This window comes from Streptomyces sp. NPDC048523 (assembly GCF_043199815.1).
Classification (GTDB): Bacteria; Actinomycetota; Actinomycetes; order Streptomycetales; family Streptomycetaceae; genus Streptomyces.
Window position 1 is genome coordinate 96,162 of sequence record NZ_JBICWQ010000009.1, and the last position, 19,059, is coordinate 115,220.

The following is a 19,059-nucleotide window of genomic DNA, read 5'->3' on the forward strand; positions in this document are numbered from 1 at the left end:
GTTGGGCGGTCAGGGGCGGTCAGGGCAAGGGGATGTCGAGTACGGGGAGCAGTCTCGACGGGCCCCTGCGCAGGAGCCACGGCGGGAGCAGGGACAGGGGGTCGAGGTAGGTCTCGCCGCTGCGCAGGCCCCAGTGCACGCAGGTCGTCGTGCAGTGGGAGCCCGTTGGTTCCACCGTGCCCACCACCTCGCCCGCCGCCACCTCGTCGCCCTTCTCCACCGACGCCGTCACCGGCTCGTAGGTCGTTCGAAGATCCGTGCCCGTCAGCTCCACCGAGACGACCCCCTTGCCCGCCACCCGGCCCGCGAAGGACACCCGGCCCGGTGCCACCGCCCGTACCGGGGTGCCGGCGGGTGCTGCCAGATCCACGCCCCGGTGGCCGCGGCCGTACACCGTCGCCGGTGGTTCCCAGCCGCGCAGGACCGTCGGGCGGGTGCCCAGGGGCCAGCCGCGGCCGATCGCCGGTACCGAGACGTCCGTCGCCGTGGCCGTCGGTGTGAGGGGGGCCTGCTCCGGCGTGGGCGCCGGTGCCGCCAGGAACAGCAGAAACCCCAGCACCAGCCACGTACCGCACCGCCCGAATCGACCGCATCGCTTCGCTCGCATGCGGAAACCGTCCCGCATCCGCCCCGGTCGCGGCCGGGACCTGTGGACTACTCCCGGGTTGTGGACAGCGGCGTCACCCGGTACCTCGCCGGTCCCGTACACTTCTTCTGGCGATCCGGGTCACCGGGTCGACTTCGCACGCCCCGACATCTCGCCGTCACACGGTCGGTGTCAGCGCCTCTCGGTCCTTTGCGGCAAGGCGCGTCGCGGGCGTCAGGCGCGGGTGCCCTCCGGTACCCGCGGTACAACCGAGAACACCAAGGAGAACGGCCATGGCCGTCGTCACGATGCGGGAGCTGCTGGAAAGCGGCGTCCACTTCGGTCACCAGACCCGTCGTTGGAACCCGAAGATGAAGCGCTTCATCTTCACGGAGCGCAACGGCATCTACATCATCGACCTGCTCCAGTCGCTGTCGTACATCGACCGCGCCTACGAGTTCGTCAAGGAGACCGTCGCCCACGGCGGCACGGTCATGTTCGTCGGCACGAAGAAGCAGGCGCAGGAGGCCATCGCCGAGCAGGCCACCCGCGTCGGCATGCCCTACGTCAACCAGCGCTGGCTGGGCGGCATGCTCACCAACTTCTCGACCGTCTACAAGCGTCTGCAGCGCCTCAAGGAGCTCGAGCAGATCGACTTCGAGGACGTCGCCGCTTCCGGTCTGACCAAGAAGGAGCTTCTCGTGCTCTCGCGCGAGAAGGCCAAGCTGGAGAAGACCCTCGGTGGTATCCGCGAGATGTCCAAGGTGCCCAGCGCCGTCTGGATCGTGGACACCAAGAAGGAGCACATCGCGGTCGGCGAGGCCCGGAAGCTCAACATCCCGGTCGTCGCGATCCTCGACACCAACTGCGACCCCGACGAGGTCGACTACAAGATCCCGGGCAACGACGACGCGATCCGCTCCGTCACCCTGCTCACCCGCGTGATCGCCGACGCCGTCGCCGAGGGGCTCATCTCCCGCTCGCGCGTCGCCACCGGTGACAAGGGCGAGAAGGCCGCGGGCGAGCCGCTCGCCGAGTGGGAGCGCGACCTGCTCGAGGGTGGCGAGAAGAAGGCCGAGGAGGCTCCCGCCGAGGCCGCTCCGGCCGAGGCTCCTGCTGCCGAGGCCCCCGCCGCCGAGGCCGAGGCCGAGGCCCCGGCCGAGGCTCCCGCCGCCGAGGCTCCTGCCGCCGAGGCCGAGGCCGCTCCGGCCGCGGACGCCGAGCAGGCCTGATCCGTCAGCGTCAGGGGTGACGGCGGGAGCGGTACTGCATTCATCAGCGCCTTAGGCGCGGTGAACTCCGCTCCCGCCGTTCACCCGTAGGTCATCGGAGAGTCGGCGGCCCCCGGCCACATGGGGGCCGTAGACCCCGTAGATCTTCGATCTTCCAGACTTCGAGAAAGATTCACAGACTCATGGCGAACTACACCGCCGCCGACGTCAAGAAGCTCCGTGAGCTCACGGGCGCCGGCATGATGGACTGCAAGAAGGCGCTGGACGAGGCCGAGGGCGACGTCGAGAAGGCTGTCGAGGCGCTCCGGATCAAGGGCCAGAAGGGCGTCGCCAAGCGCGAGGGCCGCTCCGCCGAGAACGGCGCGGTGGTCTCCATCATCGCCGACGACAACTCCTCCGGCGTCCTCGTCGAGCTGAAGTGCGAGACGGACTTCGTCGCCAAGGGCGAGAAGTTCCAGGCCGTCGCCAACGCGATCGCCGAGCACGTCGCCAAGACCTCCCCGGCCGACCTGGAGGCCCTGCTCGCCTCCGAGATCGAGGCCGGCAAGACCGTCCAGGCGTACGTGGACGAGGCCAACGCCAACCTCGGCGAGAAGATCGTCCTGGACCGCTTCGCGCAGTTCACCGACGGTTTCGTGACCGCGTACATGCACCGCACGATGCCCGACCTGCCCCCGCAGATCGGTGTCCTCATCGAGCTGGACAAGCCGAACGCCGAGATCGCCAAGGGCGTCGCCCAGCACATCGCCGCCTTCGCGCCGAAGTACCTCTCCAAGGAGGACGTGCCGGCCGAGGTCGTCGAGTCCGAGCGTCGTATCGCCGAGGAGACCACCCGCGCCGAGGGCAAGCCCGAGGCCGCGATCGCCAAGATCGTCGAGGGTCGCCTGAACGGCTTCTTCAAGGACGCCACGCTGCTCGGTCAGCCGTACGCGCTCGACAACAAGAAGTCGGTCCAGAAGGTTCTGGACGAGGCCGGTGTCACCCTGAAGCGCTTCACGCGTATCAAGGTCGGCATCTGAGTCCGTACCGCGAGCGACGCGCGGGCCCTATAGGGTCGTCAGCAGTCGTCCGGTACGCCGCCACGCACGCGCGTGGCGGACGACAGCAGATCTGACGAGGAGGCCATTGCCGCGCATGGGATGCGAACCAGTTCCCACCGGCAGTGGCCTTCTTCGTATGTGCAACAGGTGAAAGAGGCGGGATCCCCATGACCACCAAGGCCCAGAAGAGCGACGACGGCAATGTGCGCGGCCGGTTTCTGCTGAAGCTGTCCGGAGAGGCGTTCGCCGGTGGCGGGGGCCTGGGTGTGGACCCCGACGTGGTGCACAAGATCGCTCGTGAGATCGCCGCCGTCGTCCGGGACGGTGCCGAGATCGCCGTCGTCATCGGTGGCGGCAACTTCTTCCGCGGTGCCGAACTCCAGCAGCGCGGCATGGACCGCGCCCGCTCGGACTACATGGGCATGCTCGGCACCGTCATGAACTGCCTCGCCCTCCAGGACTTCCTGGAGAAGGAGGGCATCGACAGCCGGGTGCAGACCGCCATCACCATGGGCCAGGTGGCCGAGCCGTACATCCCGCTGCGCGCCGTGCGCCACCTGGAGAAGGGCCGCGTGGTCATCTTCGGCGCCGGCATGGGCATGCCGTACTTCTCCACCGACACCACCGCCGCCCAGCGCGCCCTGGAGATCGACGCCGAGGCGCTGCTCATGGGCAAGAACGGCGTGGACGGGGTCTACGACTCCGATCCGAAGACCAACCCCGACGCGGTCAAGTTCGACTCCCTCGCATACGGCGAGGTCATCACCCGTGACCTGAAGGTCGCCGACGCCACGGCCGTCACGCTGTGCCGCGACAACAAGCTCCCGATCCTGGTCTTCGAGCTCCTGGCCGAGGGCAATATCGCCCGAGCCGTCAAGGGTGAGAAGATCGGCACGCTTGTGGGTGAGCAGGACAGCCAGGACTGACCCGGGACACACCCGGTCCCTGACCGGGGGATGGACAATGTCCTGCCGGTCGGGAACCGTGCAGGAAGAAGACGCGACGCAGCCGGCCGCCGCCCACGCATACGGAACAGCAGCCGGGCCTACTTCAAGACACGCAGGAGCAAGTGGTGATCGAAGAGACCCTCCTCGAGGCCGAGGAGAAGATGGAGAAGGCCGTCGTGGTCGCCAAGGAGGACTTCGCCGCGATCCGCACCGGGCGTGCGCACCCGGCGATGTTCAACAAGATCGTGGCCGACTACTACGGCGCGCCGACGCCGATCAACCAGCTGGCTTCGTTCTCCGTGCCGGAGCCGCGCATGGCGGTCGTGACCCCGTTCGACAAGAGCGCGCTGCGCAACATCGAGCAGGCGATCCGCGACTCCGACCTGGGCGTCAACCCGAGCAACGACGGCAACATCATCCGAGTGGTGTTCCCCGAGCTCACCGAGGAGCGCCGCCGCGACTACATCAAGGTGGCCAGGAGCAAGGCCGAGGACTCGCGCGTGTCCATCCGCTCGGTCCGCCGCAAGGCCAAGGACGCGATCGACAAGCTCGTCAAGGACGGCGAGGTCGGCGAGGACGAGGGCCGCCGTGCGGAGAAGGAGCTCGACGACGCGACGCACAAGTACGTCGCCCAGGTGGACGAGCTCCTCAAGCACAAGGAAGCGGAGCTTCTCGAGGTCTGATGAACGACTCTTCCTGGGCGACTCCGCCACACGCCGGGTACTGGGGGCCGTCCGACCAGGGGCCTGCCCAGGGGGCCGCCCCGGCGGGTCCCGCGTACGATGCGCATGACGCGCAGCACACTCGCCCCATGCCCATCGTGCCCGACGGACCCGCCGTACCCCCATACGGCGACGACCAGGATGACGACCGGGGGACCGCTCGGCTGAGCGGTCCCTTGTTCCGGGACGGTACGTCCCGGGACGGGACGTACCGCGACGACACGTTCCGTGCAGAGACCGCATCGGCGCAGCCCTACGCGGCGGCACCGCAGAAGCAGAATCCGGAGCCCATGCCCGACGCCTCGCAGCCGGCGCCCGCGCCGCAGAAGAAGAGCGCGGGGCGGGACCTGGGTGCGGCCATAGGGGTCGGGGTCGGGCTCGGCGTGGTGATCATCGCGTCGCTGTTCTTCGTCAAGGCCGCGTTCATCGGCGTGATAGCGGTCGCCGTCGTGGTCGGGCTGTGGGAGCTGACGAAGCGGCTGGAGGAACGCAAGGGCATCAAGGCGCCGCTCGTTCCGTTGGCGCTCGGCGGGGCCGCGATGGTCGTCTCCGGGTACGTCCGTGGCGCGGAGGGCGCCTGGGTCGCCATGGCGCTCACGGCACTCGCGGTCCTCGTCTGGCGGATGACGGAACCGCCGGAGGGATACCTCAGGGACGTCACGGCGGGTGTCTTCGCGGCGTTCTACGTCCCGTTCCTGGCCACGTTCGTCGCCATGATGCTGGCGGCCGAGGACGGGGCGGCACGCGTGCTGACCTTCCTGCTGCTGACCGTCGTCAGCGACACCGGCGCCTACGCGGTCGGCTGGCGCTTCGGCACCCACAAGCTCGCGCCGCGCATCAGCCCCGGCAAGACCCGGGAGGGCCTGGTCGGAGCGGTCACCTTCGCGATGGCGGCGGGTGCGCTGTGCATGGAGTTCCTGATCGACGACGGCGCGTGGTGGCAGGGCCTGCTGCTCGGGCTCGCGGTGGCGGCCAGCGCGACGCTGGGTGACCTCGGCGAGTCGATGATCAAGCGGGACCTCGGTATCAAGGACATGGGCACGCTCCTGCCGGGCCACGGCGGCATCATGGACCGGCTGGACTCCCTGCTGCCGACGGCGCCGGTGGTGTGGCTGTTGCTGGTGCTGTTCGTGGGCAGCGGCTGACGCACGAGGACGGGCGAGGGGCGGCAGCGACGGCTGCCGCCCCTTTGCGTTGCGTCACCGCAGGCGTGGTGGGGCCGTCATCGCAGGCATGGCGGGCCCGCCGTCACCGTAGGCATGGCGGAGGCCAGGGCGGCGCAAATTGTGTGTCAGGCCTTGCTCGGCATACGTAAAAGGGGCCGTTTCCGCGGGAGTTCGTCCGGGATGCTGACCGCCGCGTCGGTTTTCGAACGGGGGAACAGGATGAGCGGGCAGTTCGGGGTGGATCCCGAGACGTTGACGGATCTGGCGGGCAGGTTCGACCGGGAGGCGACGGGGCTTGCCGGGCCGATCGGGGCGTTCTCGGGGAGCGCGGCGGAGATCGGGCAGGCGTTCGGGCTGCTGGGGATCTGTGACGGGGCGACGGAGAAGTACCGGCAGCTGCTGGAGAGCACTGTCAGGGCACTCGGGCAGCTGCCGGACGTGCTCAGGAGCGACAGCGACCGGCTGCGGTTGAACGCGACCCACTACACGGACTCGGACCGCACTGCCCTCGGCCATCTGCACTCCGCGGCCTCGGGTGGCCGCCCGTGAGCATCAACAGCTGGATCGACGGCAAGGTCCTGGAGATCCTGCAGGCCGCCGGTGTGGAGCTCCCGGGCGGCGACGGCGACACGCTCCGGGTCGTCGCCCGCGCCTGGGACGCCATGGGCACCGAACTGACGGACGTCGTACGGGCCGTCGACGCCGCGATCGCCGGAGTCGACCGGCAGGGGTGGCACGGAGCCGCTCGGGACGCCTTCGAGAGCCACTGGGCGGAGCAGAAGAAGGTGATTCAGGACGTTGCCGGCAACTTCCACCACGTCGCCGACGGACTGCGCTCCTATGCCGACGAGATCGACGGGATCAACAAGGAGATCATCGACATCTGCGTGGAGATCGCCGAGATGGAGATCGCCGGGGTCGCGCTGTCGTTCTTCACCGGCTTCATCTCCGACCTCGTCGCGAACACGGCGGTGGCTGAGCGGGTCGCGAAGGTCGTGGACCTGGTCCGGCTGTTCACGTCGGCGGCGGAACGGGTGGCGGGCCTCCTGGAGCGGTTCTCGGGGCTCAGTGCGGAGACGGTCGTCGGGCTGGAGAGGATGCTCACCGCCGTGGCCCGGGTCACCGCGACCTTCGCCAGGACAGGGCTGGAGAGCTTCGCGACGAACTTCGTGGCGGACTCGGGAAGCCTCATGGTGACCCAGGCCGTCAACGGGCAGCCGGTGACCGTGGGCGCCGACCTCAGGAACGGCGCGCTGCTCGCGGGCGGCACGGCCGGGTTCACCGCGGGCGCCGGCGCGATCGGGGCCCGGGTCACGGGGGTGGCCGGAGACCTCCTGAGGGGGGAGGGCCTGCTCGGCACTGCGGTCAGCGGAGCGCTCGGCAACGTGACGGGCGGTCTGACGGCCGACTACGCGAACGGCCAGGACGCCACGACCATGGGGCAGGACGCTCTGGCCAACGCCGTCGCCGGTGCCGCCGGAAACGCCCAGAACCACGGGGTCAACCATGCTTTGGAGGAGCACGGCAGCCTTGGCGGGGAACACCTCAGCGACCGGGGGAAGCTCGCGGACGCGGCGTTCAAGAACACCGTGGGGACCACTCTCAACACCGGCGTGTACGCCGCCGCGTCCGGTATCGAGTCCGACATCCAGAACCTGACGAAGGACGAGAACGACAAGTGAGCCCCCTCGGCGGAGCGGCCCTCGCGGCCGTGTTCACCCCCAACCCGGACCACCCCTCGACCTGGTCCGGCTTCTTCGGACTCGCCGCCTTCGTCATCGGATGCGTGATCGCCCTCGCCGGCATCTACGCGGCGGTCAGCACCTACCGTGGCCTGGAGCAGTCCCGCCGCCGCGGCCAGGCGCTCCCGATGACCCTCGCCGGCGGCTTCTTCGCCCTCGTCGGCCTGGCGGTCATGGCCTTCGGCGTGTGGATCTACTGACCGCGGTCCCGGAATGATCTGCGACACTGGTTGAGCTATGCCTAAGCCCGGAGAACTGATGTGCTCCGGGCACGAAGAAGCCCCCTACCAGCGATGTTGTCGCCAGTAGGGGGCTGTCTTGTATCCGCTGGGCCGTCTCCGGGCCGTCAGGGCTCCTGGGCCGTGTCGAAGACGCCGTCCAGGGCCCGCCGGGCTCGCTCGCTGCTGCTGGGCATCAGGTGGGCGTACACCCGCAGCGTCATCGCCGGGTCGGAGTGCCCGAGGTACTCGCTCACGGCCTTGATGCTCTCGCCCGCGTCCAGGAGGACCGAGGCGTAGAAGTGGCGAAGGGCGTGCATCCCGTGCTGCCGGGCGGAGGCGTACGGCTTGCCGGGTTCCGGAGTTGGGATGAGGCCGGCCGCCGCAAGAGCGGGCTTCCACTCCTGGATGTTGAAGTTGCTCCGCCAGACGATCCCGTCGGCCGTGTTGGTGAAGATCAGGCGCCGTTCGGTGAGCGGGCCGCCCGGCCTCATCCAGGGCAGCTTGATTGCCACAGGCGGGTGATTCTTCATGTGCTGCCGCAGGGCTGAGGCAACCGACGACGGCAGCGGTACGTCCCGCTCCTTGTTGCCCTTCGGGGGAGCGAAGACGGCAGTGCCCCGGATCAGCTTGACCTGAGTGGTGACCCGCAGGGTGTCGCCGCCGAGCTGCAAGGTGTCTTCGGCCAGGCCGATGATCTCGCCCTGTCGCAGGCCGCAGCCGCTACCTACGTCGACCATGGCTTGGTAACGGTCGGGCAGTGCATCGCGGACAGCACGCACCTGGGAGGGGAGCCAGGGCACCACCCGGGCGGTGGAGGCGGCGGGCGGCCGGACCGACGCAGCCGAGCACGGGTTTCGGGCAAGGTGGCCGTCATCCACGGCGGCCGACAGCACCGCGCGGACGTTGGCGTAGATGTTGCGGGCGTACGTGCCGCCTATCGCGTCGTTCTCCAGGTCGCGAACGAACTCGCGGATGTGGACCGGGCGGAAGGACCCGAGCGGACGTGCGCCGATCCGAGGGAAGGCATGCAGCCGAAGCCGGGTTTCCGCTCCGATACGGGTGTTCAGATCGGTCGTCTGCCCCGCGATCCAGCGTTCGGCGTACTGCTGGAAGGTCGTCCGGGCAGCCCTGGGATCGACGTACTGACCACGGGACATGTCGGCAGCGGTCTCGGACAACCACTCTTCCGCCCGGCGCTTCTGACGGTCGGGGAAGGACTTGCTCTTCTCGGTGCCGTCCGGTCCGACGTACCGGGCCCGGTAGCGGAGACCGTTGCCGTAGCGCTCGGTCTTGACCCTCATGGGCTTGCCGTCCGGACCCGGTTCGGTCTTGTACCAGCGGTCTTGGATGTGCCCGGCCATCAGGCAGCCTCCCCGATCTGGGAGTCGACCCAGGCCCGTACGTCGTTCGGGTCGAAGCGCAGGTGCCGGCCAACGCGGAAGCCGCGGGGACCGGTGCGCTTGCGGCGCCACTGGTAGACCGTCTCGACGCTGGGCAGCTCGAACATGTCGACCAGGTCGTCGGGGGTCAGGAAGCGGCTCGGCAGCTCGGAGGACATGTCACCACTCCCTTTCGTCGGCCAACAGGTACGGCAGTTCCTCGCGGGCGGTCTCGCGGTTGTGTTGGAGGTCGCGGCGGATGTTGGCGGCGATCCAGGATTCGCCGGGGGTGTGGCCGTGTCCGGCGTAGGACCAGTGGGCGAGGGTCAGGGTGGTTGCCTCTTCGTCGTCGGGGTCGGGCAGGCCGAGGGCTTCGCGTTGTTGGGTGGCGCGGTAATCGGCGCGGGTCTGTCGGAGGGCGCCGAGGGTGGTGGAGTAGCGGCGGGACTTGGTGGAGAAGTGGCCGCGGAAGCCGAGCATGTGGGCCCAGTCGCGGAGCTTGCGGTCCGGGTAGAGCGCGTGGAGGTCGAGGCAAGCAGCGATCAGTCGGGCGGGGTGGTCGGGCACGTCGAGCAGGATCAGGGCTTCTTTGTTGCCGATCCGGCGGTCCACGGTGCCGGTGGTCTCGGCTGCTTTGGTGGCGTACTTGGCGACGTAGGCGGCGACCTTCTGTTCGGTGATGTCTTCGCCGCCCCCGAAGGCTTTGATCGGCTGGACGTCGAGCTTGACGCCCCAGCGCAGCGTGCGGGCAGGCTGGTCACCAGTAGGGGGGACGTCGACGGCAACGCGCTTGCGGGCGGCGCGGATCGCCTCGGTGAGGAGTTCGAGGGTGGCCCAGGCCGGGGGCGGGGAGTCGGGCCCGTCCGGTCCGTCGAAGCGGATCACGGCGTGGAAGTGCACGGCGCCTCGCTTTTGGTATTCGGCGACCTTGCCGAAGGAGACCCGGGACTGTTCGCGGGCGTCCTTCTGTGTGAGTCCGGCCCGCTTGGCGATCTCGCGGCGGAGGTAGATCGTGAAGTAGCGCCACAGCTCGGAGGCATGGTTGTTCCACAGCACCGCGCCCGCGTAGTCGTAGGTCTCCGGGTCGAGCGGGGTGCCCAGCTCGGCAGCGTCCTCGGGGTGTCGTGCGCCGCAGCGGCAGCGTCCGGTGTCGGGGCGGTTGTGGACTCGGCCGAACGAGGGTGCGGTGAGGGTGGCGAAGACCCGGGGGTGGTCCCGGATGGTGTGCGGGGTGCCTTTGTCGGGGTCGCCGACGAGTCCGGCGCGGATGAGGTGGTAGGTGTCTCCGGCGTAGGTCCAGGCGCACGAGGGGCAGCGCGAGGCACGGCGGTTGCCGCACGCGATGCGGAGGCGTCCGCCGGGTTCGGTGTCGGTCGAGTAGGTGTGCAGGACCTGCCCGGAGACCGCGTCGCGGGTGACTGTGGAGCCTTGCAGGTGGATCGGGTCGGAGCAGCCGCCGGTGCGGCGGATCTGGTCTTGGATGCGGTCGAAGCCGGTGGACCCGGCCAGCCTCAGCACGTCGGTGAGGGTGGCCGGGTCCAGGCCCGCCATGGTGGCGGTGTCGTTCACGTGGTCACCTCCTGCTGTGGGCGGGGCCGTGGCTGGCGGTGTAGCCGTCGACGAGTGCCTTGACCTGGTCGTCACCGGTGGCGGTGGCGGAGGCACCGCAGTGGCAGACGGCCGATGCGGTGGCGGGCTCGTACGGGGAGGGCTTGCTGACGTGCAGGCCGGGGCGGTCCGGGGTCGGGGTGAGGTCAGCCACGGCTGCTCACCTCCGCCGCGTCGGCCGTCATGGCGTCCAGGGCGCCCGCGGCTTCGATGGCGGCAGCGGCCAGGTTGCGCAGGGCCTCGGAGGTGCCGGGGGCGGCGAGGAGCGCGATCTCGACGAAGTCGCCGCCGATCCGGAGGCTGACGAAGGGGTGGGCGGGGTCCGGGAAGGGCGTGACGCGGAAGTGCGTGTCCGGCTCGATGTGGGCCGAGGTGGTGATGGTCTGCACGGCGGTCACCTCCCGGCCTGGACGAGGGCGGGGGCGGTACGGTGACCGGTGCCCTTGCAGGTCGGGCAGGTGATGGTGAGGGTGGTACGGGTGCCGTCCGTGTTGCGGGTGCCGGTGGTGATGGCGACGGTGGGGAAGCCGTCGCAGTCGCGGCAGACGGGCGTGTTCGGGGCGTGCTGGGGCATGATGGGGCTTCCCTTTCGGGTCTTTTGGATCTGGATGGGTGGAGCCGTCCGGGGCGGCGGATACTTGGCGGTAGAGGCCGCCCCGGACGGGCGTTACTTGCGGCGACCGCGTCCGCGCGGGATGGGCGGGATGGAGTCGTAGGACTCGCGGCCCTGCTCGAACGAAGTACGGTCGCTGTCGCTCATGCCGGACTCGCCGATCTGCCGGTTGATGCGGCCGACGGTCTTGCGGTCGCCGTGGCGCTTGGCGATGGCGTACTCGCGGCCCAGTTCGGTCATCTCCGAGTTGGACGGGGTGTCGTCGTTCCCGCGACTGAAGAGGCCCATGTCAGTGGTTCCTTTCCTGGTTGAGGATCGAGCGGATGACGAGCGCGCACACGGCCACCGACATGGCGGTGATGGCGACCGCGAGGAGCATGGAGACCAGCACCGCGCCGACGACGAGGACCACGGCGCCACCGCCCGCGGCGAGAGCAAGCGCACTGCCGGGGGTGAGCTGAATGACCGGCCGGTTCGAGACCGGAGCGGCCACGACCGGGGCCGGGGCGGCGGGAGCCGGGAGGTCGGCGGCCGGGAGCGGCATGGTGGTGGCCGGCGGGGCGGTGTCCTGGGGCGGGTACTTCGGGGTGAACACGAGGGGTGTCCCTTCGGGGCCGGGGTTACTTGACGAGAGAGTCGACGGTGGGGCCGAGGAAGCTTCCGGCGACGAGGTAGCCGCCGAGCAGGAGCAGCACGACCAGCCAGATCGGCGGGCGGGCGAGCTTGATACCGAGGTAGCCGACGACGATCACGGCGAGCCACAGCGGAACGTCCATGACGGGATCTCCCTTCAGGCCTTGCAGCGATGGGTGTTGGCGGCGAGTTCGGCGGCGGAGCGGTCGGCATAGTCGGCGGAGAAGCCACAACCGGGAGCGGTGCACGCGGCGGTGTGCTTGTCACGGCCACGGCCGTCGTAGTACGTGGCGACCTCAACCGGACCGAAGCGGCGCCGATCGCGGAAGCGACGGTAAGCGGGCACGGGCGAACGTCCTTTCAGATCAGGCGAGTTGGAGTTGAGCGGCGATCGCATCCGCCATCGGGGCGGGCAGTTGGAGCCGGGCGGACAGAGCGTCGGCGGGCATCGGCGATCCGGTGGAGGCGCGGTGCGCGTCAGCGATCTTCCGGGCGTGATCCAGCAGTGCAACCGGCACGGCCGGCGTCGGGGCCGGGGGTGCTTCGGGTGTGGCGGGTGCCAGTTCCGGCACCGGGGCCGAGGCGGGCTCGTCGGCGCGGTGCACGTCGACTTCCGCCACGGCCGGTTCGTCCTCCACAGCCTGTGCAGGAGCGGTCGGTTGGGCCGCTTGGGCCGGGGCGTGGACCAGGAGCGTGCCGCCGAGGAACGCGAGGGCGGGCCAGCCAGCGACGAGGATGCACAGCCACGCGGGCACGGCTGCCAGGTCGAGGAGGCCGGCGGTGGCGATGTTCGCACCCAGCGAGGCGAACAGGGCGATCACAAACCAGGTCCAAGCGGATCGGTCCCGGCGGGCCGTACGCAGCCGACGCCAGGCGGCGACCAATAGCAGATCAACGCTGATCGGATACGCCCAGGCTTTCCAGCCGGACTGTCCGGCAGCTTCGGCGAGGTCGTGCAGGTGGGCGAAGGACAACGCGCCAGCGATCACAGCCTGGATCAGCACAGCGTCCACGCGAAGCGATCGAGTCACGGTCTTCACCTCCTTCGAGGGGTTGGGCCGGGAGCGGGCGGGGATCATGTCCGGCCGCCCGGTTCCGGCGGCTTCAGTCGGTGGCTTCGCCGGAGCCCAGGCAGGTCAGGCAGATGCCGGTTTGCTGGCCGACGGGGCGGCGCTTGCGGCCGACGTGGACAGCGCGGGAGATCTCGCCGGAGCCCTTGCAGGTCGGGCACTTCGCCGGTTCAACCGGCGGGGGCGTGGTGGTCTTGGATGCGGCCATGGCGATCACTTGACCAGCGAGGGAGCACCGGCGGCGGACGCGGGAACGTGGGGTTGGAAAGCGTTGAGGAACGGCAAGTCCGGGACCAGGTGCGCGAAGTCGCGGCAGGTCGCGGCGACCTTGTCGCGGGAGATCTGCGGGGTGCGGATCTTGCACCAGCCGCCCTCCGCATCCGTGGCCACGGCTGTCCCGGGCCGGTTCGCGGGGATCACGCACGCGGTGGGGACGGCGGTCGGGGCGACGTCCTTGAGCCCCATCTCGGCCGTCTCCTTGTCATTGACGCGGTGCACGACCCGTCCGGTGAGCTGGGCACGGAGCATGGTGGCGCCCTTGCCCAGGTCGGAGCCGAAGCGTTGGCCGCAGATCTCCAGGTAGATGCCGACTGCGCGGGCCATCTGCGCGAGGCGGATCAACGCCGTGACGATCCGGGTGCGGCGGTCCTCGTCCTCCCGGCGGGAGATCAGGAAGAGTTCGGCGATCTCGTCGATGAGCACCACGATGGGCGCCGGTCGCAAGTCCTCCGGGAGTTCCCAGATGTCCGAGACTCCGTGGAGCTGAAGCAGGTCGAAGCGGTCTTCCATCTCCGTGACCAGCACGTCAGCGAGCGAGGCGGCATCGTCGGGGTTGGTCGCCAGGGCTGATAGGCGGGGCGCGAAGGGGGACTGTTCCACCCCGCGCTTGCAGTCCATCCCCACCAGCGCCACCGGCAGTTGAGCCAGCCCGTTGATCAGGTTGCGCTGATACATCGACTTGCCCGAGGAGTTGGCGCCCAGGGTCAGCGCCATCGGCGCCTTGAGGTAGTCCCGCTCGAACGCGGTCCCGTCATCGCGCAGCGCGACCGGTACGGCCATGCCGTGGGGCTGGGCCTTGCGAGGCATCCGCACCCGACGCAGCACGTCATAGCCCGTCATCCGCAATTCGACGAACCCCGGCTTGGTCACCACCACGCGTACCGCGTGCACACCCCAGGCGTGCCGAAGACGCTCCGTCGAGGCGATCACGTCGGCAGGCTCCAGGCCGGCCGGGAGGCGCAGCGTCACCCGCAGCCCGGTCGAGGTGGGCCGTATCCGGCGGATCTTCGGCGCTACCGGCTGTACCTCACGACGGGCCACGTTGCGCGCCATGAACGCCCGCAGGCCGGACGGCTGCACCGTCAGACCGCACACGTCCATCGTCGAGCGGTACGAGTAGGAGAACCGGCCCCACGTCGCGGGCAGACCGACCAACGACCAGTACACGCGCGGCGCACGGTACTTCGCGTACCCGACACCGCCAGCCGCCGACGCGGCTCCTGTGGCCTCCAGCCACACCGTCCAGTCAGCCATGATCAGGCCGCCGGGGCGATCGCGACCGCGCGGAACGAGATCCCGTGCCGCTTCTGGCCGTTGAACTCGTTCTCCCAGTCACGGGCCTTCAGACCGATGACCTTGACCGGCATGCCCGGCACCAGGCCCTCGGGGAGGCCCGTCTCCGGCACGGTCACCTGGTAGAGGTTGCCCTCTCCCTCGTCCGAGACCAGCAGGCCCACGGTCGAAAGGCTCGCGTTGGTGTCCCGGTCCACGGCCCGCTCACCGGTCTTCTTGTTGACCATCTTCGGCTCCGGGGCGGTCGCCACGAACACCACAGCGGTCGAAACGTCGATCTTGAACGACGGCATGAAGTACTCCCTGAGTCGATGCGTTGGAGCAGCCCAAAGAAGGCTCTCCGTGCTCGCTGTCCTAGGACTGCGAGCGACCTAAGGAGACTGTGGCACGCAGTCCCAGGACTGTCAACAGTCCTGGGACTGTGATTGACTTGCGTAGTCGAGAGGAGCGCGAAATGGCGCCGAAGTGGCGGGAGCTAGCTGACAAGCTGGCTGATCAGATCAAGAGGGGTGAGTACGCGCCGGGCCAGCAGCTTCCGCAGATCAGGGAGCTCGTTGCGGCAGGCGAAGGCTCCAAGTCCACCGTCCATCAGGCCTACAAGGCTCTGGAAGCAGAGGGCCTGGTGACGTCCTCCCGTGGGCACGGCACCGTCGTACGACAGCGGGTCCCGCTTAAGCGACTCGGCATTAGCCGGTACGACAAGGCGAAGTGGCGCGATGGCGACGAGGTGGCTTTCATCGCCGACCGCGTGGCTTCTGGACGCAGCTACCGCCGGAACGAGCAGACCCAGACCGTCAGTCGCGTCGAAGCCCCGCCCGCGGTCGCCGCTGCACACGGCCTCCCCGAAGGGGCGGAGGTGTACGCGCGAGCACGGCTGGTGAAGGAAGGCGACCAGCCGACCCACACCCTCACGAGCTACTACCGACCCGAACATGTCGAGGGGACCCGGCTGGTGGACCCGACCCCGGGACCGGCCGGCCGCGGCGGAGGATTCAGGGTGCTGTACGACGCCGGTTACGAGATCGACCACATGAAAGAGCAGATCTTCGCCAGGGCCGCCACAGCCGACGAGGTGAAGCTCTTGCAGTTGCCGCCAGGTGAACCCGTCGTCGAGCTGCATCGGACGACCTACACGGCCTCTGGCACAGTGGTGGAGTTCGCCATTGGTGTACACGCGGCTTCGCGCTTCGCCTGGGAGTACGACTTCCAGGTGCCGGACTCGGCGAAGGGCGAGAAGGGGTAGGAATGATCTCCACTCAGGCATGGGCCGACGCGCGGCGCCTGTGGGACTACCACCAGATGGGGCACGCCTTGCGTCCGTGCTCGGTCGCGATCGGGTTGGGTAGCCATGACCTGGGTGTGGCCGATTCGGCCGTAGATCTCTACAAGCGCGGCCTGGCTCCCCTACTTCTGTTCACGGGAGCCACCAGTCCGACGACGCGGGAACGCATGCCGCGGGGAGAAGCCGTCCACTACCGCGAACGGGCCCTCGAACTCGGCGTTCCCAGCTCAGCCGTGCTCGTGGAGCCCAAGGCCCGCAACACCGGCGAGAACATCCGGTTCTCCAAGGCGGTGCTTGAGGATGCCGGGATTGAGGTCTCCTCGGTGCTTCTCATCAGCAAGCCCTACGAGGAGCGACGCGCGTATGCCACGGCACGCAAGCTCTGGCCCGAGGTCGAGTTCGTCAGCGCGTCCACGCCGATGACGCTTGAGGAGTACGCGGACTCGATCCAGGATGCTCGGTTGGTCATCGACATGCTGGTGGGGGCGTTGCAGCGTCTCTTGGTCTACCCGGAACAGGGGTACATGATCAGCCAGCCGGTACCGGATGACGTGCGTGAGGCGTACGAGCGGCTGTGCCACGAGGGTTTCACCAGCCGACTTCTCGCTACTGACCAGCACTCCGCATGATGCCCCCGTTGCGTGGCTCGGCCCCGGAAGAACGAGAAGCGGCGATGAGTGCGTTCCGCGCGGTGCTCACCACAGACCCCTTGAGCGACGAGGCGCCGCCCATCCGAACGCATCACGGCCACGATCTGTCACCGCTACTTGGCAATTGATCTTCGATCGGTCCTGGGACCTGTTACAGGTTTCTCTACCTCATCAAGGGCCCGCGCAAAGCGCGGGCTGGCCCCTTGGGCCTGGCCCCTCTGCGCCTTCGGCGCCGGGGCCTGGCCCTGGGGCCGCAAGCATGTTACGGCCCAGTTGGTAGAGCCCTAGACGGGCATGGCCACGGTCAGAACGATGCCTCCGGCGGGGGATCGGCCGGCACCGGGATGGAGGGGGCGCCGTTCGAGGCCGCGGGTCCGTAGGGGCGTGCGCAGGGTGCTCCCATCCCGTCCACCATCGACCCAGGCAGAGCCGAGCAGACGCGGCCCATGGCGTCCAGGTCGTTCGTACAGTGGCGCGCTCCACCTGGACGCCATGAACCACGCCCGCTCCACAGTGTGTGGGTCGACGGCGGACGGGATGGGAGCTGGGGTGAGTGGTGGGTGAAGCAGGTCGCGAGGCGGCCACCCTCAATCTGTAGGAACGACTCTCAACTGCCTTCGCGGTGATCCACTATGGATGGATGGACGCGGGGGTGGCAGCGGTTATTGCTGGTGTGGCTGGCATGGTCGGCGCACTCGGAGGCGCTGTGGCTGGAGGTGTAGCCGCAGTGCGCGGGGCGCGAATCGGCGCAGAGAAGACCTCTGCGGCTCTCCTGAAGCAGACGCAGGATCAGGCAGAGATTGAACACCGTCATTGGGCGCGGGAGCATCGACGGTCGGCGTGTTCACAGCTCATGGAGCATTACTCGGAGCTGACTGGAGCCTTGGCGCGGTCGGTAGGCGCTCTTGGACGCGGGGAACTGCCCGCTGACGAACATCACCAGGCCGTGGACACTCTGTCGGTCTCCATGGCACCGGTGAGCCGTCAACTGGATCTGTGGGGACCACCTGAGCTACGCAGCGCAGTGGGTGAGCTCATGGCTACAGTGATGGCTGCCGTCTACCTGATGAAGGAGTGGGCTCACGCCGTCGAAACATCGGCGCCCGACATAGCAGTACGCCAGGCGTGTTACGAGCACCTTGAGCTTGGGCCCACGTACAACTCGTTCGTTGCTATTGCGGGTGAAGTACTACGCAACCCAACGTAGAGGCTGCTCGGCGGGACGGACGCAGGGAACTGTCAAGCCACTGATTGATGTCTGACATCAACGGCTGACACCAACAGCAGCGGACACGCGTGTACGAGAGCAGCCCCCAACGGTCGAGAGAACCTCACCAGATTAGGGTCTCGCCACTTCCCATGGGGCCCGTGATCGACCTGATAAGGATGACGTCAAACCGCAAATTCTGTGTACCGCACGGGGTCGTACTCCACCAACTAGCGGCCCCGTGGGCTCAACTTGGGCATTGAGAATCATTCGACCTCTGACTCAGCGGATCACTAGAACTCTGGTTGCAGGGTTTCCTTGATCCTGTGTCAAGTCGGATTGCAGTCCGGCGGGGTTGGTCAAGTATCGGTTCGGGTCGTACACCAGAGCAAAAATACCCCGACAGTCTGGATGCTTTGCGTATCTGTTCCAGTCAATTGCAAGTTCTTCGCCCACTCTCCTATCGGTAAGTGATTCACGTGTCATCTTCGTCTCGACAACAATGCCAACTGTTGGCAGGAGGAAGTCAACCCGAGACCGGCCGCCTCCATGCTCCGGTACGTAGTCCTCTGGGCGGACATCGTCGTACATCAAACGAAGACAAGCACCCACCAGCACCTGTAGATCTTCTTCCTTTTGGATCGTGGGTGGTGGCACGTTCGGCTTCTTTGAGTTTTGCAAGGACTGCAAAAAACTCGGGAACCTGGTGAACGCTTCTGCGATTTCCGCCAGCAGTGGGGAGACCTCGGCGACTGTGTAGATCTCCGCCTGAAGCAGTGAGCGTTGAGTGTGGAAACATTCGAGGAAAGTCGAAGAATACGGATGGGACCACTTCGGAAATGGCGAATCTGGCGATGTGGGATCGTAGAATTGGTTCACTTCTAGAGGCTTTGCAAGGAACGACTTGATTCGTTTGATAACCGCGCCGCCTTCGTACATATCTTTGAACTGCTCGCGGGAAATCTCTGAGATGAGGGGGGTGGCTCGCACGTACCAAGACTGATACCTCTCCTGCCCTGCCCTTAGCTCGTCTCGCGTTACAGTTCCTCGCTGTTGCCATTTAGAAACAAGTGATTCGATTTCGTAGGCCTCATCGACCAGTCGTTCGATTTCTGCACGCCTATTTGTCGACATCATTGCGACGGCACCTTCCTCTCAATGGATCATTAGCATCCCAGACGGCACCGACATCGAGGGGTCGACCGGAAGGCCAGCATGGTCGAGACGGGACTACCTCGGGGTTCTGGCAGTTGAAGGCATGGCTAAGTCCTGGGCCGTCCCTGGGCCGTCCCTGGGCCGTCCGAAGCCGACCAACGTCGACAGTCGGCACCCACGGGTGACCACCCCCACCCCGCTCTGGCCTGGGCTCCGCGAGTTGATCTGCCACAC

The 19,059-nt window shown here is 67.9% G+C and carries 26 protein-coding genes; 10 read left to right on the forward strand and 16 right to left on the reverse strand.

The genetic code is table 11. The features are described 5' to 3' along the window. Positions 1–19: 19 nt before the first annotated feature. A complete protein-coding gene (locus ACGFWE_RS35985) occupies positions 20–607 on the reverse strand; it encodes a M23 family metallopeptidase (RefSeq protein WP_393604305.1) in 588 nt (195 codons plus the stop codon). Between the two features lie 272 nt (positions 608–879). Between ACGFWE_RS35985 and rpsB the strand changes: the two genes are divergently transcribed. From rpsB to ACGFWE_RS36025, 8 genes are all read left to right on the forward strand, one after another. Continuing rightward, the gene (gene rpsB, locus ACGFWE_RS35990) at positions 880–1,818 is read left to right on the forward strand and encodes a 30S ribosomal protein S2 (RefSeq protein WP_393604307.1); all 939 of its coding nucleotides are present in this window, start codon (positions 880–882) and stop codon (positions 1,816–1,818) included. Between the two features lie 182 nt (positions 1,819–2,000). Next, positions 2,001–2,837, forward strand: coding sequence for a translation elongation factor Ts (gene tsf, locus ACGFWE_RS35995; protein ID WP_352389439.1), 837 nt, complete (start codon positions 2,001–2,003; stop codon positions 2,835–2,837). A gap of 188 nt (positions 2,838–3,025) precedes the next feature. Next, positions 3,026–3,784, forward strand: a complete 759-nt coding sequence (pyrH, locus tag ACGFWE_RS36000; protein WP_393604309.1) for a UMP kinase — start codon at positions 3,026–3,028, stop codon at positions 3,782–3,784. A gap of 146 nt (positions 3,785–3,930) precedes the next feature. After that, positions 3,931–4,488 (forward strand): ribosome recycling factor, encoded by a 558-nt coding sequence (gene frr, locus ACGFWE_RS36005; RefSeq protein ID WP_352389441.1) that lies wholly within the window; start codon positions 3,931–3,933, stop codon positions 4,486–4,488. Next, entirely contained in the window at positions 4,488–5,672 is a 1,185-nt protein-coding gene (locus ACGFWE_RS36010) for a phosphatidate cytidylyltransferase (RefSeq protein WP_393604311.1), read from the forward strand. The genes frr and ACGFWE_RS36010 overlap by 1 nt, the downstream gene beginning before the upstream one ends. A 240-nt stretch (positions 5,673–5,912) precedes the next feature. Continuing rightward, positions 5,913–6,242, forward strand: coding sequence for a WXG100 family type VII secretion target (locus tag ACGFWE_RS36015; RefSeq protein ID WP_393604313.1), 330 nt, complete (start codon positions 5,913–5,915; stop codon positions 6,240–6,242). Further along, positions 6,239–7,375, forward strand: a complete 1,137-nt coding sequence (locus tag ACGFWE_RS36020) for a WXG100 family type VII secretion target (protein ID WP_352389444.1) — start codon at positions 6,239–6,241, stop codon at positions 7,373–7,375. Before ACGFWE_RS36015 ends, ACGFWE_RS36020 begins: the two co-directional genes overlap by 4 nt. Beyond that, complete coding sequence (locus ACGFWE_RS36025; RefSeq protein WP_393604315.1) at positions 7,372–7,635, forward strand: hypothetical protein; 264 nt, start codon at positions 7,372–7,374, stop codon at positions 7,633–7,635. Before ACGFWE_RS36020 ends, ACGFWE_RS36025 begins: the two co-directional genes overlap by 4 nt. 146 nt (positions 7,636–7,781) lie before the next feature. Here ACGFWE_RS36025 and ACGFWE_RS36030 read toward each other — a convergent pair whose 3' ends face one another. From ACGFWE_RS36030 to ACGFWE_RS36095, 14 genes are all read right to left on the reverse strand, one after another. Then, entirely contained in the window at positions 7,782–9,017 is a 1,236-nt protein-coding gene (locus ACGFWE_RS36030; RefSeq protein WP_393604317.1) for a tyrosine-type recombinase/integrase, read from the reverse strand. Further along, on the reverse strand, positions 9,017–9,214 hold the full coding sequence (locus ACGFWE_RS36035; RefSeq protein ID WP_352389447.1) for a helix-turn-helix domain-containing protein: 198 nt from the start codon (positions 9,212–9,214) through the stop codon (positions 9,017–9,019). Before ACGFWE_RS36035 ends, ACGFWE_RS36030 begins: the two co-directional genes overlap by 1 nt. A gap of 1 nt (position 9,215) precedes the next feature. After that, positions 9,216–10,604 (reverse strand): replication initiator protein RepSA, encoded by a 1,389-nt coding sequence (gene repSA / locus ACGFWE_RS36040; RefSeq protein WP_393604319.1) that lies wholly within the window; start codon positions 10,602–10,604, stop codon positions 9,216–9,218. A 4-nt stretch (positions 10,605–10,608) separates the two neighbouring features. After that, positions 10,609–10,797 (reverse strand): hypothetical protein, encoded by a 189-nt coding sequence (locus ACGFWE_RS36045; protein ID WP_393604321.1) that lies wholly within the window; start codon positions 10,795–10,797, stop codon positions 10,609–10,611. After that, positions 10,790–11,032 (reverse strand): hypothetical protein, encoded by a 243-nt coding sequence (locus ACGFWE_RS36050; protein ID WP_393604323.1) that lies wholly within the window; start codon positions 11,030–11,032, stop codon positions 10,790–10,792. The genes ACGFWE_RS36045 and ACGFWE_RS36050 overlap by 8 nt, the downstream gene beginning before the upstream one ends. Positions 11,033–11,037: 5 nt before the next feature. Next, positions 11,038–11,217 carry a hypothetical protein gene (locus ACGFWE_RS36055; protein WP_393604325.1) on the reverse strand — a complete coding sequence of 60 codons (180 nt, stop codon included), beginning with the start codon at positions 11,215–11,217 and terminating at the stop codon, positions 11,038–11,040. A gap of 93 nt (positions 11,218–11,310) precedes the next feature. Beyond that, the gene (locus ACGFWE_RS36060; RefSeq protein ID WP_393604327.1) at positions 11,311–11,544 is read right to left on the reverse strand and encodes a hypothetical protein; all 234 of its coding nucleotides are present in this window, start codon (positions 11,542–11,544) and stop codon (positions 11,311–11,313) included. A 1-nt stretch (position 11,545) separates the two neighbouring features. Continuing rightward, positions 11,546–11,851 carry a SpdD protein gene (locus ACGFWE_RS36065; protein ID WP_393604329.1) on the reverse strand — a complete coding sequence of 102 codons (306 nt, stop codon included), beginning with the start codon at positions 11,849–11,851 and terminating at the stop codon, positions 11,546–11,548. A 25-nt stretch (positions 11,852–11,876) separates the two neighbouring features. Next, positions 11,877–12,032 (reverse strand): hypothetical protein, encoded by a 156-nt coding sequence (locus tag ACGFWE_RS36070; RefSeq protein WP_393604331.1) that lies wholly within the window; start codon positions 12,030–12,032, stop codon positions 11,877–11,879. A 14-nt stretch (positions 12,033–12,046) separates the two neighbouring features. Continuing rightward, the gene (locus ACGFWE_RS36075; protein ID WP_393599866.1) at positions 12,047–12,235 is read right to left on the reverse strand and encodes a mobile element transfer protein; all 189 of its coding nucleotides are present in this window, start codon (positions 12,233–12,235) and stop codon (positions 12,047–12,049) included. Positions 12,236–12,254: 19 nt separating this feature from the next. After that, entirely contained in the window at positions 12,255–12,920 is a 666-nt protein-coding gene (locus ACGFWE_RS36080; protein WP_393604333.1) for a DUF2637 domain-containing protein, read from the reverse strand. Positions 12,921–12,993: 73 nt separating this feature from the next. Then, complete coding sequence (locus tag ACGFWE_RS36085) at positions 12,994–13,167, reverse strand: hypothetical protein (protein ID WP_393604335.1); 174 nt, start codon at positions 13,165–13,167, stop codon at positions 12,994–12,996. Positions 13,168–13,172: 5 nt separating this feature from the next. Then, the gene (locus ACGFWE_RS36090; protein WP_393604337.1) at positions 13,173–14,492 is read right to left on the reverse strand and encodes an FtsK/SpoIIIE domain-containing protein; all 1,320 of its coding nucleotides are present in this window, start codon (positions 14,490–14,492) and stop codon (positions 13,173–13,175) included. A 2-nt stretch (positions 14,493–14,494) separates the two neighbouring features. After that, positions 14,495–14,824 (reverse strand): hypothetical protein, encoded by a 330-nt coding sequence (locus ACGFWE_RS36095; RefSeq protein WP_393604339.1) that lies wholly within the window; start codon positions 14,822–14,824, stop codon positions 14,495–14,497. A gap of 161 nt (positions 14,825–14,985) precedes the next feature. Here ACGFWE_RS36095 and ACGFWE_RS36100 point away from each other — a divergent pair, with 161 nt between their 5' ends. Together ACGFWE_RS36100 and ACGFWE_RS36105 are read left to right on the forward strand one after the other, a co-directional pair. Next, on the forward strand, positions 14,986–15,774 hold the full coding sequence (locus ACGFWE_RS36100) for a GntR family transcriptional regulator (protein ID WP_393604341.1): 789 nt from the start codon (positions 14,986–14,988) through the stop codon (positions 15,772–15,774). 2 nt (positions 15,775–15,776) lie between these two features. Next, on the forward strand, positions 15,777–16,442 hold the full coding sequence (locus ACGFWE_RS36105; protein WP_393604343.1) for a YdcF family protein: 666 nt from the start codon (positions 15,777–15,779) through the stop codon (positions 16,440–16,442). Positions 16,443–17,952: 1,510 nt separating this feature from the next. Here ACGFWE_RS36105 and ACGFWE_RS36110 read toward each other — a convergent pair. Further along, positions 17,953–18,807, reverse strand: coding sequence for a hypothetical protein (locus tag ACGFWE_RS36110; RefSeq protein WP_393604345.1), 855 nt, complete (start codon positions 18,805–18,807; stop codon positions 17,953–17,955). Between the last annotated feature and the right edge of the window lie 252 nt (positions 18,808–19,059).

What these genes read in the sequence shown, in the direction of transcription:
- pyrH (WP_393604309.1), top strand. Translation starts at nt 3,026, where the DNA reads ATGACCACCAAGGCCCAGAAGAGCGACGACGGCAATGTGCGCGGCCGG.
- ACGFWE_RS36010 (WP_393604311.1), top strand. Translation starts at nt 4,488, where the DNA reads ATGAACGACTCTTCCTGGGCGACTCCGCCACACGCCGGGTACTGGGGG.
- ACGFWE_RS36060 (WP_393604327.1), bottom strand. Translation starts at nt 11,544, where the DNA reads ATGGGCCTCTTCAGTCGCGGGAACGACGACACCCCGTCCAACTCGGAG.
- ACGFWE_RS36095 (WP_393604339.1), bottom strand. Translation starts at nt 14,824, where the DNA reads ATGCCGTCGTTCAAGATCGACGTTTCGACCGCTGTGGTGTTCGTGGCG.
- ACGFWE_RS36070 (WP_393604331.1), bottom strand. Translation starts at nt 12,032, where the DNA reads ATGGACGTTCCGCTGTGGCTCGCCGTGATCGTCGTCGGCTACCTCGGT.
- ACGFWE_RS36105 (WP_393604343.1), top strand. Translation starts at nt 15,777, where the DNA reads ATGATCTCCACTCAGGCATGGGCCGACGCGCGGCGCCTGTGGGACTAC.
- ACGFWE_RS36015 (WP_393604313.1), top strand. Translation starts at nt 5,913, where the DNA reads ATGAGCGGGCAGTTCGGGGTGGATCCCGAGACGTTGACGGATCTGGCG.
- ACGFWE_RS36055 (WP_393604325.1), bottom strand. Translation starts at nt 11,217, where the DNA reads ATGCCCCAGCACGCCCCGAACACGCCCGTCTGCCGCGACTGCGACGGC.
- ACGFWE_RS35985 (WP_393604305.1), bottom strand. Translation starts at nt 607, where the DNA reads ATGCGAGCGAAGCGATGCGGTCGATTCGGGCGGTGCGGTACGTGGCTG.
- ACGFWE_RS36030 (WP_393604317.1), bottom strand. Translation starts at nt 9,017, where the DNA reads ATGGCCGGGCACATCCAAGACCGCTGGTACAAGACCGAACCGGGTCCG.
- tsf (WP_352389439.1), top strand. Translation starts at nt 2,001, where the DNA reads ATGGCGAACTACACCGCCGCCGACGTCAAGAAGCTCCGTGAGCTCACG.
- ACGFWE_RS36085 (WP_393604335.1), bottom strand. Translation starts at nt 13,167, where the DNA reads ATGGCCGCATCCAAGACCACCACGCCCCCGCCGGTTGAACCGGCGAAG.
- ACGFWE_RS36110 (WP_393604345.1), bottom strand. Translation starts at nt 18,807, where the DNA reads ATGATGTCGACAAATAGGCGTGCAGAAATCGAACGACTGGTCGATGAG.
- ACGFWE_RS36100 (WP_393604341.1), top strand. Translation starts at nt 14,986, where the DNA reads ATGGCGCCGAAGTGGCGGGAGCTAGCTGACAAGCTGGCTGATCAGATC.
- ACGFWE_RS36090 (WP_393604337.1), bottom strand. Translation starts at nt 14,492, where the DNA reads ATGGCTGACTGGACGGTGTGGCTGGAGGCCACAGGAGCCGCGTCGGCG.
- ACGFWE_RS36035 (WP_352389447.1), bottom strand. Translation starts at nt 9,214, where the DNA reads ATGTCCTCCGAGCTGCCGAGCCGCTTCCTGACCCCCGACGACCTGGTC.
- rpsB (WP_393604307.1), top strand. Translation starts at nt 880, where the DNA reads ATGGCCGTCGTCACGATGCGGGAGCTGCTGGAAAGCGGCGTCCACTTC.